At 58.5% G+C, this 20,261-nt stretch carries 19 protein-coding genes; 14 read left to right on the plus strand and 5 right to left on the minus strand.

Annotated features, from left to right (window positions below):
• Positions 1-22 precede the first annotated feature (22 nt).
• From CNE_RS34570 to CNE_RS34610, 11 genes are all read left to right on the plus strand, one after another.
• On the plus strand, positions 23-691 hold the full coding sequence (locus tag CNE_RS34570) for an RraA family protein (RefSeq protein ID WP_013959408.1): 669 nt from the start codon (positions 23-25) through the stop codon (positions 689-691).
• Complete coding sequence (locus CNE_RS34575; RefSeq protein ID WP_013959409.1) at positions 688-1,344, plus strand: RraA family protein; 657 nt, start codon at positions 688-690, stop codon at positions 1,342-1,344. Before CNE_RS34570 ends, CNE_RS34575 begins: the two co-directional genes overlap by 4 nt.
• A complete protein-coding gene (locus CNE_RS34580; protein ID WP_013959410.1) occupies positions 1,344-2,558 on the plus strand; it encodes a pyridoxal phosphate-dependent aminotransferase in 1,215 nt (404 codons plus the stop codon). Before CNE_RS34575 ends, CNE_RS34580 begins: the two co-directional genes overlap by 1 nt.
• Positions 2,559-3,199: 641 nt before the next feature.
• On the plus strand, positions 3,200-3,976 hold the full coding sequence (locus CNE_RS34585) for a GntR family transcriptional regulator (protein ID WP_013959411.1): 777 nt from the start codon (positions 3,200-3,202) through the stop codon (positions 3,974-3,976).
• 261 nt (positions 3,977-4,237) lie between these two features.
• Positions 4,238-5,218, plus strand: a complete 981-nt coding sequence (locus CNE_RS34590) for a tripartite tricarboxylate transporter substrate binding protein (RefSeq protein ID WP_013959412.1) — start codon at positions 4,238-4,240, stop codon at positions 5,216-5,218.
• Positions 5,219-5,282: 64 nt separating this feature from the next.
• A complete protein-coding gene (locus CNE_RS34595) occupies positions 5,283-6,074 on the plus strand; it encodes an enoyl-CoA hydratase/isomerase family protein (protein WP_013959413.1) in 792 nt (263 codons plus the stop codon).
• 43 nt (positions 6,075-6,117) lie between these two features.
• Entirely contained in the window at positions 6,118-7,269 is a 1,152-nt protein-coding gene (locus CNE_RS34600) for a CaiB/BaiF CoA transferase family protein (protein ID WP_013959414.1), read from the plus strand.
• Between the two features lie 252 nt (positions 7,270-7,521).
• The gene (locus tag CNE_RS42805; RefSeq protein ID WP_269148754.1) at positions 7,522-7,704 is read left to right on the plus strand and encodes an MFS transporter; all 183 of its coding nucleotides are present in this window, start codon (positions 7,522-7,524) and stop codon (positions 7,702-7,704) included.
• Complete coding sequence (locus CNE_RS41360; protein ID WP_269148747.1) at positions 7,698-8,342, plus strand: MFS transporter; 645 nt, start codon at positions 7,698-7,700, stop codon at positions 8,340-8,342. Before CNE_RS42805 ends, CNE_RS41360 begins: the two co-directional genes overlap by 7 nt.
• Positions 8,336-8,707 carry an MFS transporter gene (locus CNE_RS42525; RefSeq protein ID WP_080569650.1) on the plus strand — a complete coding sequence of 124 codons (372 nt, stop codon included), beginning with the start codon at positions 8,336-8,338 and terminating at the stop codon, positions 8,705-8,707. The genes CNE_RS41360 and CNE_RS42525 overlap by 7 nt, the downstream gene beginning before the upstream one ends.
• Positions 8,708-9,093: 386 nt before the next feature.
• Positions 9,094-9,831 carry an alpha/beta hydrolase gene (locus CNE_RS34610; RefSeq protein WP_013959417.1) on the plus strand — a complete coding sequence of 246 codons (738 nt, stop codon included), beginning with the start codon at positions 9,094-9,096 and terminating at the stop codon, positions 9,829-9,831.
• A 215-nt stretch (positions 9,832-10,046) separates the two neighbouring features.
• On the opposite strand, the gene CNE_RS34615 is transcribed toward CNE_RS34610, so the two are convergent.
• Entirely contained in the window at positions 10,047-11,207 is a 1,161-nt protein-coding gene (locus CNE_RS34615) for an acyl-CoA dehydrogenase family protein (protein WP_013959418.1), read from the minus strand.
• Positions 11,208-11,231: 24 nt separating this feature from the next.
• On the minus strand, positions 11,232-12,080 hold the full coding sequence (locus CNE_RS34620) for an FAS1-like dehydratase domain-containing protein (protein WP_041229084.1): 849 nt from the start codon (positions 12,078-12,080) through the stop codon (positions 11,232-11,234).
• A 205-nt stretch (positions 12,081-12,285) separates the two neighbouring features.
• On the opposite strand from CNE_RS34620, the gene CNE_RS34625 reads away from it, so the two are divergent.
• Genes CNE_RS34625 through CNE_RS43000 form a run of 3 tightly spaced genes read left to right on the plus strand, consistent with a single transcriptional unit; the run spans position 12,286 to position 14,461 of the window.
• The gene (locus CNE_RS34625) at positions 12,286-12,900 is read left to right on the plus strand and encodes a hypothetical protein (protein WP_041229085.1); all 615 of its coding nucleotides are present in this window, start codon (positions 12,286-12,288) and stop codon (positions 12,898-12,900) included.
• A gap of 21 nt (positions 12,901-12,921) precedes the next feature.
• Positions 12,922-13,731 carry a citrate lyase subunit alpha gene (locus tag CNE_RS42995; protein WP_080569651.1) on the plus strand — a complete coding sequence of 270 codons (810 nt, stop codon included), beginning with the start codon at positions 12,922-12,924 and terminating at the stop codon, positions 13,729-13,731.
• Complete coding sequence (locus CNE_RS43000; protein ID WP_013959421.1) at positions 13,718-14,461, plus strand: citrate lyase subunit alpha; 744 nt, start codon at positions 13,718-13,720, stop codon at positions 14,459-14,461. Before CNE_RS42995 ends, CNE_RS43000 begins: the two co-directional genes overlap by 14 nt.
• Before the next feature lie 44 nt (positions 14,462-14,505).
• On the opposite strand, the gene CNE_RS34635 is transcribed toward CNE_RS43000, so the two are convergent.
• The 3 genes from CNE_RS34635 to CNE_RS34645 all read right to left on the minus strand — a co-directional run bounded on the left by CNE_RS34635 (position 14,506) and on the right by CNE_RS34645 (position 20,083).
• Positions 14,506-17,955 (minus strand): pyruvate carboxylase, encoded by a 3,450-nt coding sequence (locus tag CNE_RS34635; protein WP_013959422.1) that lies wholly within the window; start codon positions 17,953-17,955, stop codon positions 14,506-14,508.
• Positions 17,956-17,997: 42 nt separating this feature from the next.
• The gene (locus CNE_RS34640; RefSeq protein ID WP_013959423.1) at positions 17,998-18,813 is read right to left on the minus strand and encodes an HpcH/HpaI aldolase/citrate lyase family protein; all 816 of its coding nucleotides are present in this window, start codon (positions 18,811-18,813) and stop codon (positions 17,998-18,000) included.
• 91 nt (positions 18,814-18,904) lie between these two features.
• A complete protein-coding gene (locus tag CNE_RS34645; RefSeq protein WP_013959424.1) occupies positions 18,905-20,083 on the minus strand; it encodes a CaiB/BaiF CoA transferase family protein in 1,179 nt (392 codons plus the stop codon).
• Positions 20,084-20,261 lie beyond the last annotated feature (178 nt).

The raw sequence follows: 20,261 nt of genomic DNA on the forward strand, positions 1-20,261 counted from the left end.
CAACCCAACACCCCCTCTCATCATGAGTACTCCGTCCCTGCTGGACCGCCTTGCATCGCTCGATACCAACACGGTGTCCGATGCTCTGGATTTCCTGAACCTCCCTGGCGCGACCTATGGCATTCGCCCTCTCTGGGATTGCCCAAAGATTGTTGGCCGTGCGAGCACCATTCAACTGGGCCCCAAGACCGATGCAAAGCCGACTGTGCATCTCATCACGCCCGTCGTTGCACAAATCCAGACGGACGACCGCATTCTCGTCATCGCCGGTGGCCAGGAAGGTATCTCGTGCTGGGGTGACATCCTCGCCAACGCGTCTGCGGCAAAGAAGGTACGAGGCTCGGTCATTGACGGTGTTAGTCGCGATATTGAAGGCAGCGAGTCCATTGGGTATCCCGTGTTCGGCCGTGGCGTCACGATGATTAGCGCGCGCAACCGCGTGGTGCAAGTCGACGCCGGAAAGCCCGTAACGTTCGCGGGTGTGGTGGTCAACGAAGACGACTATGTCATCGCTGACCGTTGTGGCACCGTGTTCGTCCCCGCAAATCAAATCGAAGAAGTGCTCGACCTGGGCGAACGCATTGCGCGTCGTCAGGACGGCATGGTGACGGCCGTGCGTTCTGGGCGCTCTGTCGAAGAAGTCATGCACGACAAGGAATTCGAAGCCATCAACAGCAAGGAAGCAAAATGACTGACAAGGAACTGGTAGCCCTTTTCGAGGGTCTGGACACCCCTGGCGTATCGGACGCGATGGACCGCCTTGGTCTGCCCGGTCAATGCCTGGGTATCGCCCCGCTGGACAACTACCGCAAGCCTGTGGTCGGCCCCGCCTTCACGGTTAAATACGTGTCGGCCAGCACCCCTCCCGGTACTGTCGGTGACTTCATCGACGATGTGCAGTCCGGGGACATCATCGTCATCGACAACGACGGCCGCACGGACTGCACGGTGTGGGGCGACATCATGACACAGTATGCTGGCGCTCGCGGCATCGCTGGCACCGTGATTGACGGCGTTTGCCGCGACGTGACGAAGGCTCTCGGCGACAGCTATCCGCTCTTTACGCGCGGCCGGTTCATGCGTACCGGCAAGGACCGCGTGCAAGTTGAATCCGTGAACACGCCTGTTTCCGTGGGGACCGCCCGCGTTTGTGCTCGCGACATCGTCGTGGCAGACGCCAATGGCGTTGTCGTTATCCCGCGCGAGCGTGCAAAGGAAGTCGCTGAACTTGCCCGCAAGATCGAGGGCGTCGAATCGCAGATTCGCGAGCACATTGCCAACGGTAAGACGCTGGGTGAAGCCCGTGAAGCTCTTGGTTACCACACCTTGCAGAGGAAGGCGTGATGGCAGCCGAGCAACAGCGCTTAAACGTGAATCTTGCCAACGCCCAACCGTCGGCAACGTACCGCATGATGGACCGCGTCGCCGCCAAGCGTGCGACCGGTGCGAAAATCATCTCTCTGAGTGCCGGAGAGCCCGATTTCGACACGCCGAGTCACATTTGTGAGGCGGCCATCGGTGCCATTCGCAGCGGCCATACCCGTTACACGCAGGTAGCTGGACTGCGTGCCCTTCGGGAGGTCATCGCCGAGAAGTTCAAACGCGAGAACGGACTCGATGTCAGCTGGCAAGAGACGATCGTCTGTTCGGGCGGCAAGCAGGTCATCTACAACGCCCTGGCAGCCACGTTGAACACCGGTGACGAGGTCATCGTGCCCGCTCCGTACTGGGTGAGCTATCCCGAGATGGTCCAACTGTGCGGCGCTACACCGGTGGTCGTACCGTGCGGCGCCGACGTGGGCTTCAAACTGACGTCTGAAGCGTTGAGCAACGCTATCACGCCGAAGACCCGCTGGCTGATTCTTAACTCTCCATCGAATCCGACTGGCGCCGTCTACTCGCAAGCAGAATTGGCCGGCCTGGCCGAAGTACTACTGGCTCATCCTCATGTACTGGTGCTGTCGGACGACATCTACGAGCACCTGACCTTCGACGGTGCAAAGTTCCATACGATGGCCCAGGTGGAACCGCGTCTCAAGGACCGGACGCTAACGATGAATGGCGTGTCCAAGGCGTATGCCATGACGGGCTGGCGCATCGGCTTCGGTACTGGGCCAGCATGGTTGCTCGAGGCGATGGAGAAGCTTCAAGGCCAGCAAACCTCTGGCGCGTCCTCAATCTCGCAGCACGCTGCTCTCGCCGCGCTCCAAGGCCCCCAAGATTTCATCCACGACTCGAAGGCTGTATTCCAGGCTCGCCGGGACATGATGGTGGACCTACTGAACAACACGCCGGGACTTGGCTGTGCTGTACCGGGCGGCGCGTTCTACGCATTTGCATCCTGCGAAGGTCTGCTCGGCAAAACCACACCCGCCGGCACGCTGCTTCGCACGGACGAGGACGTTGCGCTCGCCTTGCTTGAAGAAGCCAATGTCGCTGTGGTGCACGGGTCGGCCTTCGGGCTCGGCCCATACATCCGCATCGCCTATGCGTTGGACAACGAATCCCTGCGCAAGGCCTGCGAAGCCACTCGTCAGTTCTGCCTGTCTCTCACGTGAGATGGGAAGTAGGGTCGGCCACGTAGCTGGCCCTACATTGCGATACAACAAGACATTCGTGCTAGTCGGGCACCCGCCCCTTACGCCAGAGTGATCGTGCGATGTCAGCACAGGCGCCCACTTGACGTTACGTCACATCCCCCATTCTTTGAGCCGGCTGCCATGGCTTGTGCATGGCCGGGCTGAAACGCACAAGTCGGCAAACCACCGACGTCGTATTAGGCTAGACAACGCTTCCCACCTAGTTGCCGCAGGCCAGGCGCGCCTGTATCCAAATCTCACGAAGGAGTCGTGCACCATGAGGGGTGATGCCGGCTAGGGCTCCCAATCACTCACTCCGCCCGTGGTATGTGTCGCTTGCGACACTTTATACGCTCCCCGTGTCTTCAACCAAGTAAAAACCCTCATATTAAACTGAGTGTGGGAGGCATAATGTACGTACAGCCGTACAGTACGGACATCCGAACATGATGGTCACAGCGCGCTCACAGTATCCGCATGTTGGTACATCCAGTTGCCGGGGCAGAGCGAGCCGTATTGGCCGTACAACCGTACAGGCTTCGGAGATAATTTGCGTCAGTGAACTCAATGACCCCGGTACGGGGTCGTATTCGCCCGCAGCGGGCACGGGGAACAACGCAATGGCAGCCTTGGAACACGGCAAGAATCTTCTTTTGAGTGCGAGTGGCAGGCAACCGCTTTACTCGACCCTGGCAAATATCCTCACCAAAGATATTCAGGAAGGGAAATATCAAGCGTCCAGCATCCTGCCGTCTGAAAACGAGTTGGCGCAACGATATGGCGTCAGCCGTCAGACGGTGCGCCAGGCGCTGCGGGCCGTGCGCGAGCAGGGACTCATCTCTTCGCACCCTGGCATTGGCACCATCGTGCGTGAGCCGGTGCATCGCGACGACGTCTTCAGCGCAGTGAATTCGGTGAGCGACCTGCTCCAGTTCGTGGAGAACACCGAGATGCACCTGGTTAGCCATCGCGAGGTGGTGGTCGACGACGCATTGGCAAAGACGCTCGATGCGGCGAAAGGACTTCTCCTTTCGGAGGTTTCGTTCCTCCGCAAACGTCCAGGCGCCGACTTGCCCATGAGCTACGTCCTCATCTATGTACCGCCGCGCTATGCCGAAGCACAGAAGCGACCGATAGTCTCGAACGCGCCGATTTACAAGAGCATCGAACAGATGTTCGGCGTGCGTGTTTGTGAAATCCAGCAGCGCACCACTGCGACACTGCTTGACGAAGAACATGCCGCGATCCTGCAAGCAAAGCCTGGTAGCGCAGCTTTGCAAATGGTGCGCTTCTTCTACGATGCCAACCAGGGATTGATTCAGGCATCGATTAGCTACTACCCGCACGACCGGTACACCCAGACCGTACGTTACCGGGCCGCGCCAACAGAAATCTGACTGCATCTGCCCTTGACCATGCGCCGCACTAACGCTCTCTCACCAAAGCTGCCGCCGCCCCACCCAAATGCGACGTGCCTGGTCAGCCGGACAGTCTACGCGCATGGCCCCCTCGGCGGCCGGACGACTCGCGAGAATCTCTATCGCACTTCGCTTCAGTCCTGTCCTTCATAGCACTTCGCATTTTCCGTCCGGCCCTCCTTGAACTGAGGGCAACCTGACGGCACCCAACTACCACTCGAAAACTCAAGGAGACAAAGCATGAACGCCACGTTTCGCCTGGCGCTGGGAGCGCTCGCCTGTACGGTTGCCACATCCGCTCCCGCGCTCGCAGCAGACCCGGCAGCAAACTACCCTGCCCGCCCCATCAAACTGATTGTTCCCTTCCCGGCCGGCGGAACGACCGACACGCTGATGCGCCTGATTTCGCCCTCCCTCACCAAGGAGCTGGGACAACCCGTCGTCATTGAGAACAAGTCCGGCGCATCCGCAACGCTTGGTGCCGATGCAGCGGCAAAATCACCGGCCGACGGGTACACATTGCTGGCTGGTAGCACGCACCACACCATCGCCCAGTCGGTGTTGAAACTGTCCTACAAGTTCGATTCCGACTTGGTGCCTATCGCGATGACTGCCATCGTGCCAAACGTCGTGGTGGTCAACAGCAACGTCAAGGCGAAGACCATCCAGGAACTCATTACAGACGCCAAGGCAAATCCAGACAAGTACAACTATGGTTCGGCCGGCCCGGGCAGCGCCCACCACCTTATTGGCGAAATGTTCAAGCTGCGCACCGGAGCCCCCATCACACACATTCCCTATCGTGGCAGTGCGCCCGCTGTGTCGGACCTGCTAGGCGGCCAGGTACTAATCATGTTCGACACCGTGACGTCGGCGCTGCCTCACATCAAGTCGGGCAAGACCCGTGCTCTCGCTGTGACTACCGCGACCCGGTCGAGCGCGTTGCCTGATGTGCCCACACTGGCCGAGGCCGGCGTCAAAGGCATCGACGTCGGCACTTGGTTCGGCGTACTCGCCCCTACTGGTACCCCGCAGCCCATCATCAACAAGCTGAACGCCGCCATTGTGAAGGCCGTCAGGGACCCCGCCATCGCCAAGCAGTTGCTGGCGCAAGGCATCGAGCCGCGCCCGAGCAGCCAAGCGGAATTCAAGGCGCTTATCGCCAAGGAAATCGCCGAGTTCAAGACATTGGTCGCGGAGACAAAGTTGACCGTCAACTGAGCCGCCTCTTCTCCCTCGGTACCTACTCGGCCCTATAACCTTTTGTACCTGTAAGCCAAATAGCATGACTACACAGCAAGTGTTCTGCGCCATCGAGAGCGGCGTCGCCACCATCACTCTGGACAACCCTCCTGTCAACGTCGTAACCCTGACCCTGTCCCGCCAACTTGGGGAGACGCTGGACTCGCTTGCCGCAAATGACGACGTGCGCGCTGTCATTCTGCGAGGTGCCGGTACCAAAGCGTTCTGCGCCGGCTCGGACATTGGTGAGTTCACCGAGTTCGAGCTCATGTCCCCCGGACAGGTGGTACCAAAGAAGCTCAAACGCCAAAACGAGATCTTCTTCCAGCTGGAAAATTTTCCGAAACCGACCATCGCCGCTATTGAAGGCCTCGCCTTCGGTGGCGGATTGGAAATCGCGCTCTGCTGCGACCTCATTGTGGCCTCTGAGGACAGTAGAGTCGCTCTGCCGGAAATCAAGCTTGGTGTCTTCCCCAGCAGCGGCGGCACTGTTCGGACAACCCGCCGCGTCGGCTCGGCACGTGCGAAGGAAATGATGTTCTTCGGCGAGCCGCTGGACGCCGCGACCGCCCTTTCCTGGGGTCTCATCAATCGCGTTGCGCCAGCCGGGCAAGCGTACGCTTTGGCTCAAGAGCTTTGCACGACCCTGGTCCGCCGCCCCCGGCAAGCACTGGCGCTTTGTAAGTCCATCATCAACCAGTCCTTCGACCTGCCGGTACGTGAGGTCATGGACGCGTCTTTCGCCGCCAGCGACAAGGCGTTCAGCTCCCCCGAATGCGCAGAGGGCGTGCGTGCCTTCTTTGCTAAGGAAACACCGAACTACGAAGGCATCTGAGCGAAACGCTCTTTGCATCCCTAATCAGTTGAAGGAAGTAATCATGAAACCGCTGGAAGGTCTCCGCATCCTCTCTCTCGAGCAGTTCGCTGCCGGTCCTTATGGTTCGATGTTCCTGGCCGACATGGGCGCCGAGGTCATCAAGATTGAGAACAAGGGCATCGGCGGCGACCCCTCGCGCCACATCGGCCCGTACCACTTGGGCAAGGCTGACAGCCTTTTTTTCCAAGGGTGGAACACGAACAAGCGCAGCGTAGCCCTCGACATGAAGTCGCCGGACGACCGAAAGATCTTCGAGCGGCTCGTCGAAGGGGCGGATGCAGTGGTCAACAATCTCCGCGGCGACCAGCCTGAGAAGCTTTCTATCGATTACAAGAGTCTCAAGCACCTGAATCCAAAGCTTGTCTGCTTGCATATTTCGGCCTACGGTCGCGACAACTCTCGCGAAGCCTGGCCTGGATACGACTTCCTGATGCAGGCGGAATCCGGGCTGATGGACTTGACGGGCGACCCGTCTGGCGCCCCGACCCGCTTCGGTGCATCCGTGATTGACTATATGACTGGCATTACTGGGATGGTTGGTCTGCTGGGCAAGCTGCGCAGCGCTGACAGGACGGGAGTAGGTGGTGACGTCGACGTCAGCCTGTTCGATGTCGCATTGCACCAACTGGGATATGCCGGAACCTGGTATCTCAACGAAGGCGTTGTATCCGGTCGCGTCCCTCGCGGTGCACACCTGTCGGTCACCCCAGTGCAGACGTTCCAGGCCGCTGACGGTTGGATTTATGTCATGTGCATGACCGATCGGTTCTGGGATTCGCTGCTCACGGTGATTGGTAGCGCATCCCTGCGTGCCGACGAGCGCTTCCAGACACAAGCACTTCGCCTCGAGAATCGGGATGCCCTCACTGTTGCACTCGATAACGAATTCAAGAAGCTGCCCGTGGAGCATTGGCTGACTGTCCTGCGCGGCATGTTGCCAATTGCGCCGGTCCTGAATCTCAAACAGGCGCTTGACAACCCATTTGTTCAGGAAGTGGGCATGGTCAGCCAGGTGCCGCATCCTGAGAAGCAGGACCTCAAGCTTCTGGCGAATCCCCTGAAGTTCGATGGCGTGCGACTTGAACAACGGCCGTGCAGCCCGCTGGGGGCTGACCAGTCCATCTTGACCGCGTCGACGCAAGCAGCCGTCTAGCCGCCTCTTTCCTGCTTCACGCACCTTGGCGCTTCGTCCCGGTGTGCCGCTTTCCCCGGACGGGACGCAGTACCACCGTCCGAGCCAGTACTAAGAACACTGCCGCAGCGCTCACCGCCAGCGGCACGGAGACCTCAAGCATTAATCCTCGGCCCACCTCTCACCCAACACCGCACGGCTACGGTGGCTTATCGTCATGCTGCCGTATTCCTGATGTTCATGATTTCGTTCTTAGACCGAGTCAACATCTGGATGGCATTGCCACACATCACGAAGGAGCTGTCACTCACTGAGGTCCAGGCTGGATGGCTTGGCGGCTCTTTCACATGGGGTTACCTCATTACCCAACTTCTCGCCGGCTACCTAGCGCTTCGCTTCGGCTCTGCAAGCTTAACGGAGTGTGCCTGGTTCTATTCGGCGGAATCTCCATGCTGACCGGCTTTGCACGGGACTTTAACGAACTGCTCGCCATCCGGTTTGAGCTTGGCCTGGCTGAAGGGCCCGTCTACGCCGCTTCGTCGATGTTGCTGACGCAATGGTTCGTCAAGGCGGAGCGCGGGCGCGCCTTCGGCATCTGGAATGTGAGCGTCGCCGCGGGTGGCTTCCTCGCTGGTCCTAACTCCGCAGCTGTCCTGGCACATGACTGGCGCATGATGATGGTGATTGAAGGTCTCCCTGCATGGATATTCTGCGTGGTGTGGTTCCGCTCGATACCAAAGAGCCTTCAATCTACCAAGTGGCTTTCGCAGCAAGACCCCCTGCCGCTTGAGCATGAGCTCGCAGCAGAGCAAGCGGCTCACAAGGAAGGCAACACTTCGTCCTGGATTGTGGTATTCAAGGAGCCGTCCGTCTGGATGTTGATGGTTGGCTTCGCATGCAGCCAAATCATCCTCTATGGCCTGACACTTTGGCTGCCGACCATATTCAAGTCGTTCAGTGGGCTCAGCGAGATGATGATTGGCGTGCTGTCTGGAGCGCCATTCATCATGTCGATGGTCGGGGCGTACTACTCACCAGTCGCTCAGACAAGCATAACCAGGAACGCCGATGGCACGCTGCCGTCCCCATGGTGATCACTGGTCTGACATTAGTTGTTCTGGCTGAAACGCCTGCGCAGGCTCTCCCCATCCAGGTTGCGCTCATCATGTGCATCGGCTTCATGTTGAAAATGCCAACGCCACTCGTCTCATCGTATCTGACAGAGATTCTTCCACTTCAGAAGGCGATTCCTGCTGTGGGCGTAGTCGTCGGGGGCGGAAGCTTCCTTGGCCAGTTCCTCGGCCCGCTCATTGTGGGCTACGCGAAAGCGCACTCGACTGGTTTTTCGCTTTCCTTCGTGATTCTTGGATGCCTGGGGATAGTGGGCGGCCTCTTAATCATGGCTGCAAAGTCCAGGCGAACGGCTGCAGCGTCCGTCGCCCTGAGCAGCAGAATCTGAGCTTGCACGGCCAAAGGGCTAAGCTTCGCATTCCTATGCGGTACTTGCCCCGGGGCCGGATCAACGAAGCTGCGGATGAGCTGAGTGCGTGGTTTGACACTAGTCAATCGTAACGCGCTCTGAGCCATAACCAATGTGACCAGTCAAGACCTCGCCGCCATCGCGGTCCAAATGGGATTGAGCCTGAAGGAGACGGTAGGGAACTTGCGCCATCCACTTCTTCATGAACGAGAGCGATGTGCGACAATCCTTTCTCACCCGCGCACAATGATTGGCTCGGATGGCCTGCCACACGATTGGCGCTACGTCTTTTGGGCTACATTCCCAGGATCCTGGGAACACTATTTCCGGAACCTACGACTAACGTTCCCGGGATACTCATTTCCATGGAAGCCATCGAGACATTCACCATCGACACAGGGACTGAGACCTTGGCTGCGGACCGCATAGCTGTCCGGGGGAAGGTGCAGTGCCTGTTGCTACATGGCGCTGGAATGAGCACGCGTGTCCGGTGGCTCCCTTTGCGGACCGCGCTGGCCCAACACGGAGTCGGCACTGTAGCAATTGACTTCTCCGGTCATGGGGACAGCTCATCAAGAACTGAGGGTTCCCTCGAGAAGCGCTTTGACGAGGCTCTCCTGGCGCTAGAGCATATCGACGCCGACGGCCCTCGCGTCGTCGTCGGCATAAGTATGAGCGGCGAGATTGCCGTCAGGCTGGCGGTAGACAAGGCAACTCATATATCTGGCGTCGTTACCATTGTCGGCGCAGCGTATGACCCCGCCGCATACCAGATTCCGTTTGGCCCGGAGTTCACCAGAATCTTGCGCAGCCACGAAAGCTGGAGGAAGTCCGAGGTCTTCTCGGCGATTCAGTCTTTCAGGGGCCGAATCGCTGTGATTCAGGCCGGGAACGACGAGGTGGTGCCGGGCATGATTGGCTCTGACCTAATTCGCAATGCATCATGCGCTGAGCATGCCGAACTGCTGGTTCTTCCAGGTGTGAGCCATGCCCTTGCAAATGCATTGGATGACAACCCAAAGATGACTCAAGACGTCGCACGCGCCATCGCGCGCACTATTCGGGTCAAACGTATGCCAGCTATCAGAGAAGCAACAGCCTAGACCACAGCGGATGGTCCTGCCACCCTGCTGCGCGGCCTCAAGCGATACGACGGAGCACGCGCAACAAGGTAACGGCAGCCAGTGCCGCGATTGTGCACGCTAACGTAACAGGGCTGGTACTATCAATCGGCGCGATGCAAAATAGACCTGCCTTACGGCAGGTCTCAAAGGGTCAGGAGACCCATAGAAGCACCTTTCTCTCCCTTCCTTCACTTTTAGAAAGACCGCGGCATTCCGAGGATGTGCTCGCCGACGTACGACAGGATCAGGTTCGTCGAGATCGGCGCCACCTGGTACAAACGCGTTTCGCGGAACTTGCGCTCGACGTCATACTCAGCGGCGAAGCCGAAGCCACCGTGGTACTGCAGACAGGCATTGGCCGCTTCCCAAGATGCATCGGCAGCAAGCAACTTGGCCATGTTCGCTTCCGCACCGCATTGTTGATGCGCGTCGAACAGCTTGGCAGCCTTGAAGCGCATGAGGCTCGCCGCTTCCACGTTCACGAATGCCTTGGCAATGGGAAACTGCACGCCTTGGTTCTGACCGATAGGCCTGCCGAAGACGATGCGCTCGTTGACGTACTTCGTCACCTTATCGATGAACCAGTAGCCGTCGCCGATGCACTCTGCCGCAATCAGCGTGCGCTCGGCGTTGAGGCCGTCTAGGATGTACTTGAAGCCCTTGCCTTCCTCCCCGATCAGGTTCTCAACTGGAATCTCCAGATTGTCGAAGAAGAGTTCGTTGGTCTCGTGGTTGACCATGTTGATGATGGGCTGCACGGTCATGCCCTTCCCGATGGCCTCACGCAGGTCGACCACAAAGATGGACATACCTTCCGACTTCTTCTTCACCTGGTCCAGCGGCGTGGTACGCGCCAGCAGAATCATTAGGTCGGAGTGTTGGATTCGCGAAATCCACACTTTCTGGCCGTTGACGACATACTTGTCGCCCTTACGCACGGCGGTGGTCTTGATCTTCGTCGTATCGGTACCGGTGGTCGGCTCGGTTACCGCCATCGACTGCAGACGCAGTTCGCCGCTCGCGATTTTCGGCAAGTAAAGCTTCTTCTGCTCAGCAGAACCGTGGCGCAGCAGAGTACCCATGTTGTACATCTGACCATGGCATGCCCCGGAATTACCTCCTGCCCGATTGATTTCTTCCATGATGACGGATGCTTGGGTCAATCCCAGTCCCGAGCCGCCATACTCCTCCGGAATCAATGCTGCCAGACAGCCAGCCGTAGTCAGCGCATTGACGAACTCCTCGGGATAGCCTCGGACTTCGTCAATCTTGCGGAAGTACTCCGACGAGAACTGGCCGCACAGGTCGCGGACTGCTTCACGAATTTCTTGGTACTCATCGACTCTGTCTAGCACAGTGGTCTCCAATCTGTTGGGTAGTTAAGCGAGTTCGGCGGATGCACTCATTGCGAGCGCTCCGTCTTCATGGCGAATCCAAAGTTCCACAGCCTTACCGTCGCTGGAGCGCTTGCCACAAACGAAAAGCCGCTGCGGAACAAACGTAGGACGGACACCACGGAATGAGAAGGTCTTCACGGTGGCATCCGGCAGATATTTGCGCACCAATTCAAGCAGGAGCATGGCTTGAAGAGGACCATGAACTACCAACTCCGGATAGTGCTCAACGCCGCTGGCGTACGGCTTGTCGTAGTGAATGCGATGACCATTGAAGGTCAGCGCCGAGAAGCGGAACAGCAGCACCGGGTCGGTTTCCACTTCCTGAACCCACTCCTCCCCTGTGGGTGCTGGCACGGCCGCGGGCATGCTTGCGTTCGGGTTAGCGGCCTCGCGATAGACAATGTCTTGCTCCTCGGTGATAGCAAGCCCTGAGGTGCCGTAGTATTTGTGTTCAACCGTTACGAAGGCCAGCGACCCGCTACGACCCGATTTCGCGCTAACGTCGAGTATCGTCGACACCTTATAGGCTAGGTCACCGATACGAAGCGGCTGGTGAAAGTTGACGCGACCGCCCGCCCACATGCGGCGCGGCAGCGGCACCGGAGGCAGAAACCCACCGCGACTCCCATGGCCATCACTGCCAGTCTCTGACCTGCGGTAGACGGGTAGGAAATACAGCCAATGCCAGAGTGGCGCGATTGCATCACCACGACGAGTCTGGGGAGCATCGTAGTCTAACGTTGCGGAGAGCGCAGCCACTGGAAATCCGGCGATTTCATCTTGGGCTTCTGCCACCTGTCCCACCCACTGCTTCAACTTCTCAACGTCCATGGCTGTCCTCATATTTCTGTTCGGCCTCCACTATGCACGCGACGGGCTCGCACTCCAATTTGGAACTTCGGAAAGCGCTATTCGATGGGACAGAAAGCAACCCAAGGCTTGCGTGGAATCCGAATGCGACGTTCGGAAGAAATGGATTTACGAAGTGGACAAGAGGCGTCAGCATTCTGATATGACCATGCGTTGAGCAACACCCATGCAAGTCCATATCCGCTGCAGATCCCGCGTTTCACTTCATCGGCTGGTGCCAGCGTTCCCAATGCACATCACGTTGCGCAAGGGAGAGCAAGTGCTGATGCGACGCGGCTTTTCCCGTGCTCTTCGCGAAGGCCAGACAGTCAGCGTTCCCGCCTTCGAATCCATCGACCTCCACCTCACGGGTGGCATATTCTCCCCATCCGAATGCCGTCTTGATCTTGTGGATGCTCCTCCTCAGCCTCTGGAGGAGTTGAAGAGAATCGGGACCGGAGGCGGCATAGGACAGGTGCAGTATCTTCGCGAACTGATCTCAGGAACGGTGTTCCAAAATCCTCAGGAGGCCTGGAGCGCCCAAGTCATGGCAAGCGCTCTTCAAACGACGCCAGACAGGATTCGCACCGCACTGTTCATGCAGGGCGCAGCATTCACCGAGTTGTGTCGCACCCAGCGCCTGATGAGGGCACTTTTCGATTCGTTTCGCTTCAATCTCACCGTGGCAGACCTCAAGGACCGTGTGGGATGGGGAGATAGCCGTGACCTGGAAGCGTCGTTTCATGACTGGTTCGGCGTCTCGCTCCATACTGTGGCTCGTCTGCGCGAGGATTGCCTGTAATGAACCTGAACGGAGGATGACGTGAAAAACAGCATCGGCAGGATCATCCCGGAATGGGCTGGTGATAAGCGCCTGAAGCCATACACGGGCCTCAGTGCAAGCCCCGAGGTCCACCATCGTGTGGGGGCAAGCCTTCGCTCGTTTTCCCGCGGCACGCCAAAACTACTAGGCTCCATCAGAGAAGGCCTTGACGCCGCATGGGTACGTGATGGCTCTACCATCTCCTTCCACCATCACCTTCGCAATGGCGACACGGTGGCGAATGAGGTTCTACAGGAAGCAGCAGCGATGGGACTACGGGGCTTGAAGGTGGCAGCCAGCTCAATTTTCCCGGTTCACGAGCGATGGGTAGAGTTCATCGAGGCGGGCGTAATTAGCCAAATCTACACAGCGTACGCAGTTGGCCCGGTAGCGGATGCAGTAGCGCGAGGCGCGTTGTCTTCTCCCATCATTATGCATACGCACGGTGGACGGGCGCGACTTATCGAATCTGGTGAATTACGCATCGATGCTGCCTTCGTGGCAGCGCCTACGGCCGACCCCCAGGGCAATCTGAATGGCGTTCAAGGGCCGTCTGCATGTGGAACTCTCGGGTATGCTGAGACCGATGTGCGACACGCCGCTACTGTAATTGCTGTCACAGACAACCTCGTTCCATATCCTGCATGCCCTATTTCCATCAGCCAGGACTATGTGGATTACGTCATCGCGGCCCCGTCTATTGGTAACCGGGCGGAAATCGTCTCCGGAACAACACGGCCGACGGACGAACCAGTCGGACTTGAGATTGCAGCCCAGGCGGCGAGGGTCATCGAAGGTGCAGGCTTATGACGAGAACTTCGGCTTCCAAACCGGCGCCGGCGGCATTTCTCTTGCCGTTGCGGCAGCCCTGCGCGAGATAATGGCTCGCCGCGGCATCACGGGAAGCTTCGCGGCAGGTGGAATCACCGGCTATCTGGTAGATATGCTCGAGCAAGGCCTGTTTCGCAGCCTGTTCGATGTTCAATGCTTCGACTTGCGGGCCGTCGACTCCTTCCGCGATAACCCGCAGCACCAGGCAATGTCAGCCTCCTTGTATGCCAACCCATGGAACAAAGGTGCCATTGTCAACCAGCTCAGCGCCATGATTCTCGGCGCAGCCGAAGTCGACCTCGATTTCAACGTCAATGTCACCACAGCAAGCAACGGGCGCATCATCGGCGGATCGGGCGGGCATAGCGACACCGCGGCCGGCGCCGAACTCGCCATCGTAACGACCCGACTGCGGGCGGGTACCGTACCCAAGATTGTCGAGCGGGTTCGCACCGTGACGACACCAGGAGAGACTGTAGACGTCGTCGTCACCGAAGCTGGCATCGCGGTTAATCCTCGTCGCGCGGATGTTAAGGAGCGCTTGATTTCCGCAGGGATTAAAGTTGTTGCCATCGAAGCTCTCTATGATGAAGCCAAGCGAGGACTCGACGTAAAGGCAGCATCCGCAAGCACCTCTGGCGAGATAGTAGGAATCGTGGAGTACCGAGATGGGACGGCTCTCGACGTCATCGAGAGAGTTGAGTCCTAAGAAAAAGGGGCGACACATACGTCGCCCCCCTACACCCGGGAAAGTTACTGCAACTCAATCAACAGCTGTCCGGCACGCACGAGGCTACCAGGTTGAACGACCACATCTTTCACGATGCCGCTCGCTTCCGCTACGACGCTGGTCTCCATCTTCATCGCCTCGATTGCCGCGACCGTTTCGCCTTTCACGACAGACTGACCCGGCTTTACGCACACCGAGATGACGCTTCCCTGCATAGGGGAAGCAACATGCAGCGGGTCGGCAGGATTTGCCATCCGCGCCTCTTGGGTAGATTTTCCAGCTTGTCGCTTCACACTCCGGACCGGTCGTGGCTGGCCATTGACGTCGAAGTGCATCCGCACGCCACCTTGCTCGTCGGCTTCGGACTGTGCGCTAAGTCCAATGTACAGGGTCTTCCCCTTCTCCAGCTCAACGGACACTTCCTGCCCAACACCAAGACCGTAGAAAAATACGGGCGTCGGCATACTTGAGACGTCGTCGTACTGGTCCTGGTGCGCGGCAAAGTCCTTGTAGACCTTCGGGTACATCAAATACGAGGCCAGGTCATTTGCTGATAGCGTGCGCCCGAGTTCGCTTTGTGCGTGCTCGCGGACCTGATCGAGGTCTACCAACGGGATATGGGATCCTGCGCGTCCTTCGATAGGAGCAGTTCCCCGCAGCAGCTTTGCCTGAAGAGCAGCGGGAAATCCGTCGGCTGGATAGCCCATGTCGCCACGAAGCATCGAGACGACGGAGTCGGGTACCGAAATCTCCTTCGTCGGGTCCAGAACGTCAGCAGTCGAAAGCTTATTGGAAACCAAGTGCAAAGCCATATCCCCCACTACCTTCGAGGACGGCGTGACCTTGACGATGTCACCGAACAATGTATTGACGTCGGCGTATGCCTGCGCCACGTCAGGCCATTGCGCCTCCAGGCCCAGCGAGCGCGCCTGCTCACGAAGGTTGGTATACTGGCCACCGGGCATCTCGTGACGATAGACATCTGAGGTGCCCGCGCGCATATCTGCTTCGAACGGTTGATAATTCTTGCGAACGGATTCCCAGTAGGTACAGAACGGCTGCAGGTCCTGATAGCTCACCGCAGGCTTTCGAGCGCCATGCTCAAGTGCAGCACAGATTGCACCGAGGCTCGGCTGCGATGTCAGACCACTCATCGAGTCCATCGCGCCATCTACCGCATCCACCCCCGCATCAATGGCAGCAAGCATCGATGCCACGGACGCTCCGCTGGTGTCGTGCGTATGATAGTGAATCGGTAGCCCAACTTCTGATTTCAGGGCGCGAATTAGAGCATGGGCTGCCTGCGGGCGGCATACACCCGCCATATCCTTCACCCCTAGGATATGCACACCGGCCTTCTCCAGCGACTTGGCCAAATCAACGTAGTAACCGATGTTGTACTTTCCGCGTGCCTGGTCAAATAGGTCGGCTGTATAGCAGATGGTTCCTTCGCAGAGCGCGTCAGCCTCCAGTACTGCGTCGATCGCGACCCGCATGTTCTCGACCCAGTTAAAAGAGTCAAAGACTCGGAACAAGTCAATGCCACTCTTAGCCGCCTGCTTGACGAAGTACTGGACGACGTTATCTGCGTAGTTCGTGTAGCCAACAGCGTTGGAACCTCGCAGGAGCATCTGGAACAGGATGTTGGGGACCGCTGCTCGCAGAACCTCGAGACGCTGCCACGGGTCCTCCCTTAAGAAGCGCATTGCTACGTCGAACGTGGCGCCGCCCCAGCATTCCATCGAGAACAACCCGGACAGCCTACGCGCATAGTGGGGAGCGATTGCCGCCATGTCAGCGGTACGCATCCGAGTGGCAAGCAGTGACTGATGGGCGTCGCGCATCGTAGTGTCTGTCAGCAGGACCGCCTTACTCTCCTTCATCCACGCTCCGAACGCACGCGGCCCCAGGGATGCCAGCAGCGTTCTGGTTCCCTCGGGAATCTGTTCCGCACACCCAATGGGAGCCGGCAGCGGATGGCTCAGCACCACCGATGTGGGAGCGGCGCGCCCTTTGACGTCTGGATTTCCGTTCACATTGACGTCGGCGATGAAGTTCAGCAGCTTGGTTGCGCGATCTCGACGCTGACGGAACGAGAACAGTTCCGGGGTGCTATCAATGAATCGAGTTGTGCAACGGCCAGTCAGAAACTCCTCATGCCCGATGACGTTCTCCAGAAACGCTAGATTAGTGGCTACGCCCCGCACCCGGAACTCGCGCAGTGCCCGGCTCATGCGTTCATTCGCCTCGGCGGCATCTCGGCCCTTACAGGTGACCTTCACGAGCAGCGAGTCATAGTAGGGCGTCACGACTGCGCCGGTATAGGCTGTACCAGCATCCAGACGAATTCCGAAGCCTGCCGCGCTACGGTAGGCTGTCAGCTTGCCGTGATCAGGTGCGAAGCCATTCTCTGGGTCTTCTGTCGTAACACGACATTGCACAGCATGCCCACGCAGTTTGATGTCCGCTTGGTGTGGCACAATCGAGCCATCATTCCCGATGACTTCGCCCTCCGTGATGCGGATCTGTGCCTTGACGATGTCCAGGCCGGTGACTTCTTCGGTCACCGTGTGCTCGACCTGGATGCGCGGGTTGACTTCGATGAAGTAAAACTCACCGTTATCGGCATCCATTAGAAATTCGACCGTCCCCGCGTGCGTGTAGGAAACAGCTCGAGCAAGCTTCAGCGCTTCAGTACATAGCGATTGCCGACTTTCGTCATTGAGATATGGCGCCGGCGCGCGCTCAACGACCTTCTGATTGCGGCGCTGAACCGAGCAATCGCGCTCGAACAGGTGAACGATGTTGCCGTGGGTATCACCCAGGATCTGCACTTCCACGTGCTTAGCGCGCGCAACGAACTTCTCGAGGTAGACTTCATCGTTACCGAAGGCTGCCTTGGCTTCCCGACGCGCCGCGGTAATCGCCTCAGCCAGATCCTCTTCCTTGTGAATCGCACGCATCCCGCGTCCGCCACCGCCCCAACTCGCCTTCAGCATGAGCGGATACCCAACTCCCGAAGCCAGAATCTTGGCTCTCGAGATGTCGTTTGGCAGCGCACTCGTCGCAGGAACCACAGGAACGCCGACGCGCTGCGCCAATTCTCGGGCCGCAACCTTGTTCCCAAGTTCCCGCATCACCTCCGGCTTCGGACCGATGAACGCAATCCCTTCCTGCGCGCATCGTTCCGCAAAGTTCGGATTCTCAGATAGGAATCCATAACCCGGGTGGATGGCGTCCACTCCAGCTTCCTTAGCTACACGCAGGATGTCCTCGATGTCGAGGTATGCGTCCACAGGCTTCTTCCCGTGACCAACAAGGTAGCTTTCGTCAGCCTTGAAGCGATGCTGCGCAAATCGGTCCTGGTACGAGTAGATTGCAACCGTCCGAATGCCGAGCTCGCTGGCAGCCCGCATGACGCGGATTGCGATTTCGCTCCGGTTAGCGACGAGAAGACTACGAATCTTGTTCATACAATGGGGGCGTCGTTGTCAATGTCAATGTCGAATCTGCGCTCAGGCCGTAGCGCGGCCGGCTTCCTTCAGTAGCGTAGCGGCCCGCGCAATAACAGGAGCGTCAACCATCTCGCCGTCCAACTTGAAAACGCCCCCCGACGACTTTGCGGTATGCAGGATTTTCACTGCCCATGCAATCTGTTCGTCAGATGGACCGAAGGCCTTGTTGACCGCTTGAACTTGCGAGGGATGGACGCAGAGCTTCGCCCCGAACCCCAGACGGCGCCCACGGATACATGCACGTTGAAGCTCGTCAGCATCGTTGATGGAAACTGTTACGCCATCGATAGGAGCCGCCTTACCCGCAGCCTTAGATGCGAGCACAATCATGGAGCGGAAGTACAAAAGCTCCTCGTCGTCTCCCTCGATGCCCATTTCAGTCCGGAAATCGACAGTGCCGAAGACCAGACGCTCGACGCCGACAGTTGACGCGATTTCATCGAGAGACTTCATACCACGAGCGGTCTCAATCAGTGGCAGCACCTTCACCCCCGCCGGCAAGAGTTGGACGATTCGCGAGATTAAGTCGGCGCTCTCGGCCTTCGGCAGTATCACGCCCTGCAAGCCCGGTTGACGGCAGGCCATAACGTCGTCCAGCCAACGCGAATGGGTCGCATTAATCCGTACAATGCCTGCACCACCTGCGCCGAGGTATTCGGCAACCTGCTGACGGGCAGCGTCCTTGTCAGCCTCAGCGACTGCGTCCTCCAAGTCAAGAATGACTCGGTCAGCTCCAGACTGGCTGGCCTTCACGAAACGGTCCGGCCGGTTGCCGGGAACAAAAAGATAGGAGCGGGGGGTTGTGGAAGCAGTCATAGGGCGGAATGAAGTCGAAATGCATCCGTCCCCTCGCCTGAAGGCGGAAGGCGGAAGGAGACGAGACGTTACAGGCTAGAACATTGGTGCGTTACAGCGCGCCTTCTGCACGAAGACGCTCAATGTCCTGGCTGACATAGCCAAGACCGCGGAGAATGCTTTCGCTGTGTTCTCCCAGGGCCGGGATGGCATCCATGCGCGGCTCAAATGCATTGGAGACGCCGGGCGGCAACAACGCGGGGATGACGCCAACCGGAGAACTGACCGACGTCCAACGTTCACGCGCCTTGAGTTGCGGATGGTTCCACACATCTTGCATCTCGTTGACGCGGGCGTTTGCGATCTGGGCGCGCTCAAGTCGTTCGACGACCTGCTCGATAGTCAGCGGCGAGAACGATTCGATAATCAGCCGCCTCAGTTCGTCCCGGTTCTGACTGCGCAGAGAGTTGGCGACGAACCGTTCGTCCTTTGCAAGTTCGGGACGCTCCAGCACCACGCGGCAAAAGGCCTCCCATTCCCGCTCGTTTTGCAGGCCAAGGATGATGGTCTTTCCGTCGCCCGCGGTGAACGGACCATAAGGGAAAATAGTGGCGTGCGAGGCGCCAGCGCGCGGCGGCGGCCCAGCGCCGTCGAATGCGTAATACATCGGGAAGCTCATCCATTCGGCCATGCTTTCCAGCATCGACACATCGATATGCGCGCCCTTCCCCGTCTTGCCACGCTGCAGCAGCGCTGCCAGAATGTTTGTGTACGCGTACATACCCGCCGCGATGTCGGCAATCGAGCACCCTGCTTTGGAAGGAGTATCCGGCGTACCAGTGATGGAGACGAAGCCCGACTCTGCTTGAATCAGCAGGTCGTAAGCTTTCTTGTCACGATAGGGGCCATCGTTGCCATAGCCAGAGATGTCGCAAACAATGATGCCGGGGTAGCGTTGGGAGAGCGCTTCATACGACAGCCCCAGGCGGTCGGCTGCACCGGGTGCCAGGTTTTGTATCAGGACATCGGCCTGGTCCAGAATTTTCTGAAGAATTGCCGGGGCCTCAGCATGCTTGAGGTCGAGTGCAAGGCTTTCCTTCGACCGATTGGTCCACGCGAAATGCGACGACATGCCGTCGACACGCTCGTCATAGCCTCGCGCAAAATCACCCACCTTCGGGCGCTCAATCTTGATGACTCTCGCGCCCAGGTCCGCCAGTTGACGAGAGCAGAACGGGGCAGCAATTGCATGTTCCAGCGAGACTACAGTGATGCCATCAAGGGGGCGCATAACAGTGTGTTCCTGTACCAGGGAGATTTCGAGCTTTCAGTCTCGCAGCGGCCAGCGCAATGGTAAATCTCGTTTTCTCGAAACCGCCGTTCGCCTGGACCGAATGCAGCCAGAAGCCCGCCTCATTCCCCCCGTTTGCGCCGTGTGAGCCAGCTTGGTACAGTGTTGCAGGAGGATT

The organism is Cupriavidus necator N-1 (assembly GCF_000219215.1).
GTDB lineage: Bacteria > Pseudomonadota > Gammaproteobacteria > Burkholderiales > Burkholderiaceae > Cupriavidus > Cupriavidus necator.

What these genes read in the sequence shown, in the direction of transcription:
- CNE_RS34620 (WP_041229084.1), bottom strand. Translation starts at nt 12,080, where the DNA reads ATGGACGTTGAGAAGTTGAAGCAGTGGGTGGGACAGGTGGCAGAAGCC.
- CNE_RS42805 (WP_269148754.1), top strand. Translation starts at nt 7,522, where the DNA reads ATGGCATTGCCACACATCACGAAGGAGCTGTCACTCACTGAGGTCCAG.
- CNE_RS34595 (WP_013959413.1), top strand. Translation starts at nt 5,283, where the DNA reads ATGACTACACAGCAAGTGTTCTGCGCCATCGAGAGCGGCGTCGCCACC.
- CNE_RS34600 (WP_013959414.1), top strand. Translation starts at nt 6,118, where the DNA reads ATGAAACCGCTGGAAGGTCTCCGCATCCTCTCTCTCGAGCAGTTCGCT.
- CNE_RS34590 (WP_013959412.1), top strand. Translation starts at nt 4,238, where the DNA reads ATGAACGCCACGTTTCGCCTGGCGCTGGGAGCGCTCGCCTGTACGGTT.
- CNE_RS34610 (WP_013959417.1), top strand. Translation starts at nt 9,094, where the DNA reads ATGGAAGCCATCGAGACATTCACCATCGACACAGGGACTGAGACCTTG.
- CNE_RS34625 (WP_041229085.1), top strand. Translation starts at nt 12,286, where the DNA reads ATGCAAGTCCATATCCGCTGCAGATCCCGCGTTTCACTTCATCGGCTG.
- CNE_RS34580 (WP_013959410.1), top strand. Translation starts at nt 1,344, where the DNA reads ATGGCAGCCGAGCAACAGCGCTTAAACGTGAATCTTGCCAACGCCCAA.
- CNE_RS41360 (WP_269148747.1), top strand. Translation starts at nt 7,698, where the DNA reads ATGCTGACCGGCTTTGCACGGGACTTTAACGAACTGCTCGCCATCCGG.
- CNE_RS42525 (WP_080569650.1), top strand. Translation starts at nt 8,336, where the DNA reads ATGGTGATCACTGGTCTGACATTAGTTGTTCTGGCTGAAACGCCTGCG.
- CNE_RS34635 (WP_013959422.1), bottom strand. Translation starts at nt 17,955, where the DNA reads ATGAACAAGATTCGTAGTCTTCTCGTCGCTAACCGGAGCGAAATCGCA.
- CNE_RS34640 (WP_013959423.1), bottom strand. Translation starts at nt 18,813, where the DNA reads ATGACTGCTTCCACAACCCCCCGCTCCTATCTTTTTGTTCCCGGCAAC.
- CNE_RS34575 (WP_013959409.1), top strand. Translation starts at nt 688, where the DNA reads ATGACTGACAAGGAACTGGTAGCCCTTTTCGAGGGTCTGGACACCCCT.
- CNE_RS34585 (WP_013959411.1), top strand. Translation starts at nt 3,200, where the DNA reads ATGGCAGCCTTGGAACACGGCAAGAATCTTCTTTTGAGTGCGAGTGGC.
- CNE_RS34645 (WP_013959424.1), bottom strand. Translation starts at nt 20,083, where the DNA reads ATGCGCCCCCTTGATGGCATCACTGTAGTCTCGCTGGAACATGCAATT.
- CNE_RS34570 (WP_013959408.1), top strand. Translation starts at nt 23, where the DNA reads ATGAGTACTCCGTCCCTGCTGGACCGCCTTGCATCGCTCGATACCAAC.